Origin of the sequence: uncultured Chitinophaga sp. (genome assembly GCF_937874145.1) — a bacterium.
GTDB lineage: Bacteria > Bacteroidota > Bacteroidia > Chitinophagales > Chitinophagaceae > Chitinophaga.
In genome coordinates, this window is record NZ_CALNBI010000305.1 from 1 (window position 1) to 3,292 (window position 3,292).

A 3,292-nucleotide genomic window follows, 5' to 3' on the forward strand; every position below is an offset into this window, starting at 1 on the left:
CACTGTGTAACTCCTGGGTGAACGTGCCCGCATTTCAATTCAGAAATAATGGATCTTATCACGGGGCACTCATCGCCGAAGCGATAAATAAATATAAGGAATCCTTTCCGTATAAAAATATACGTTGTAACGGTTGTTTCGGATTGATTTTGGTATGTTTTTATTCTTTACGGGCTCCTTTCTTCCCGGTTTGCACCTCATGAGGCAAAGGAGTTTGTGAGGGCCGCTTCTTTTCCTGCATGACAGATTCGCTCACTTCCCCCTTTTCATACGTCTCCCGCAGCATGTTGCCGTCTTCATCATACAGCCGCCATTCGCCATGGCGCACGCTATGCCCCTTCCGCGTCACCTCCACCAGCTTCTCCTCTCCGGTGGTCACGTCGATCGTTATGACGGTATCCTTCTGGCCCTCCAGGTCAATGGCCAGCATACGGCCGGTGGCGCTTACCTTGCCATTGGGGTAATAATATTTGCACAGCCCGTCCAGCGCGCCGTTCTTGTAAGTTTCCTCCGCTACAATATCACCATCTTCCGTGGCTTTCAGCCAAACTCCTTCCTTGCGGCCGTTCACATATTTGCCTTCCAGTATGTACGCCGGGTCCTCCCGCTTCGCAGGCACCCTTTCCTGCCACAATCCCTGCCTGCGCTGCTTCGCGTCCACTTTGTTCTCGATGTTCTGCGCACCGGCGGTAAAATAAAGGCCGCAGCCCAACAGGATCGTCATTCCCGTACGTTTCATACTGAAGTTTTTTACAATACCACAAATTAGCATTTTTTATCAATTATCTGGCATCTCCCCAGTAAAAAGGCCGCCCCGTGATCCGGAACGGCCTTTACAGGAAACGCAGGTTGCGCGTTGATCGGAATTATTTGGTCAGCGTAATCGTCGGTACGCGGGTATCCTTCGCCCGCTCGACTTTAATGCCCGTCAGTGTCGTGTCTTTATACCCGTTGCCCGCATTCACGAAAATGTCGTAAGTGCCGGGTTTGAGGCCTCTCACTTTCCACTCGCCGCCACGGCCCGGCAGGGCGTACAGCGAATCAAGATCGTTGTGCACGGTGATAATGGATTGCGCATCCGTTGGCAGCAACCTGCCTGATACGGAACCGGTTTGCTTCACCGTCCATACATGGATAAAGGGTTTGAGGATGAATTTGCCGTCTCTAACCTTGATAATGGAGCGCTGTACGTCGAAATCGAGATACAGTTGCAGGTTGTCGGGAGAGATTTCATCCCACTCGTTATGCCGTACGCGCACCACGATCTTCACCTGGCCGTTCACGGAACGCAGCGGATAGGTCACCCCGTCTTTCACCAGCGAATTATCCAGCCCCAGCGTAATGCGGATGCTCAGGATGCGGCCCTTGGGCACATAGCCGTTGGCCAGGCTTGTATCCACGCCGTTGCGCAGTTGCAGCATGTCGTACACGCCCGGACGGATACCCAGCGAATCCCAGGTATAACATTCCTTGTCGTGCCAGCGGTCGCGCCAGTCTTCCCACCAGCCGCAACGGTCGCGGTCGTCCCAGTCGTCGTCGTCGTCATCATCGTCATCGTCGCCCCGGCCGGTGGTGGCGCAGGTATCTACCAGCACTTCCACTTTGCGGATGTCGATGTTTACTTTATCAAACAACCCGGGATCATCGGTGAGCATGAGGCTAACTTTCTGCTTGCCTTCCGGCACTTTTTCCGGCGCGGCGGATTCGTTTTTGCTACAGGCGTAGATAACGACGGACAGAATGCCCATGAGTAGTACGGGCCAACCTGCTTTTCGGAGGAAGTTTTTCATACTAAAGATTTGGTTTTAAAGGTGATGTGGTTTTATACGTTGTACCCGGTTAAAGCGTTTTCAATAACAGATAATGATGTGTTCGTCAATTCAATCCAGATAATGGTCCTTTGGTTCAATTCAGATATGGCGCTACTTAAAACGGATGGATGGCGTGGATTATTGTACAACAAAACTCCGGCCAGATTCCATGTGGGAACCGGCGGGGAGCATCACATTTTTGTGGGAATTACTTGCGCACTTTCTTCGGTTTGGCGGGCTCCATTTTGAGTACCACGGCCCCCAGGGGCGGCAGCCTCAGGATAATATCGTACGGTTTGCCGAACCGGCCGGGCACCGGCTGCAGGAGCCCGGTGTTCACAACGCCGCTGCCATGCCATTCGGGCGCGTCGCTGTTGAGGATTTCCCGGAAAGGCTCGCCCCAGGGAATGCCGATGGGATATTCCTCCCGCGGGATGGGCGTCATGTTCAGCGCCACCAGGATCACCTCCCCTTCCGCGCCTTTACGGGCGTACACGAGGATGCTGTTTTCCTGGTCGGCCAGGTGTACCCATTCAAACCCCGCCGGGTCGAACTGCTGGCTGAACAGGGCTGTTTCGGAAGTATATAAATGATTGAGGGCTTTGACGAATTCCCGCAGCTTGCTGTGCGTGGGGTGCTGCAGCAGCTGCCAGCCCAGTTCCGACTTGAAATTCCATTCCTTCGTATCCCCGAACTCATCCCCCATGAACAGGAGCTTCGTGCCGGGGTGCGTGAACATGTAACTGTACAACAGCCGCAGGTTGGCGAATTTCTGCCAGTCGTCGCCGGGCATTTTATAGATCATGGGGCTCTTGCCATGCACCACTTCATCGTGGCTCAGGGGCAGCATGAAATTCTCGCTGAAAGCGTACATCATGCTGAAAGTGATCTGGTTATGATACCATTTGCGGTACAGCGGGTCCTTTTTGAAATAATCCAGCGTGTCGTTCATCCATCCCATCATCCACTTCATCCCAAATCCCAGCCCGCCGAGGAACACCGGCCGGCTCACGCCGTAAAAGCTGGTAGACTCCTCCGCAATGGTCTGCACATCCGGGAAACGTTCATAAATGCGGGAATTCATTTCTTTCAGGAAAGAAATCGCTTCCAGGTTCTCGGCGCCGCCATGGACGTTGGGCTCCCAGGTCCCCGGCTTCCGCGAATAATCCAGGTGGATCATCGAGGCCACCGCATCCACCCGCAACCCGTCGATATGAAACCGGTCGAGCCAGAAAAGGGCGTTGCTCAGCAAAAACGAGCGCACTTCGTTCCGGCCGTAATTGAAAACATAACTGTTCCAGTCGGGATGAAACCCTTTGCGCATATCCGCATATTCGTAACAATGGCTCCCGTCGAAGCGGTACAGCCCATGATCGTCGTAGGGAAAATGCGAAGGCACCCAATCCAGGATCACGGCGACACCGGCATGGTGGAACGCATCCACCAGCGCCGCGAATTCCTGCGGCGTGCCATAACGGCTC

At 53.9% G+C, this 3,292-nt stretch carries 3 protein-coding genes; all 3 read right to left on the reverse strand.

Annotation, left to right across the window (positions count from 1 at the left end; genetic code table 11):
- Positions 1-160 precede the first annotated feature (160 nt).
- Entirely contained in the window at positions 161-739 is a 579-nt protein-coding gene (locus Q0510_RS14940; protein WP_298713363.1) for a hypothetical protein, read from the reverse strand.
- A gap of 127 nt (positions 740-866) precedes the next feature.
- Positions 867-1,790, reverse strand: coding sequence for a DUF4382 domain-containing protein (locus tag Q0510_RS14945; RefSeq protein ID WP_298713366.1), 924 nt, complete (start codon positions 1,788-1,790; stop codon positions 867-869).
- Positions 1,791-2,019: 229 nt separating this feature from the next.
- The coding region (gene glgB / locus Q0510_RS14950; protein WP_298713369.1) for a 1,4-alpha-glucan branching protein GlgB at positions 2,020-3,292 on the reverse strand (1,273 nt) is incomplete at its 5' end.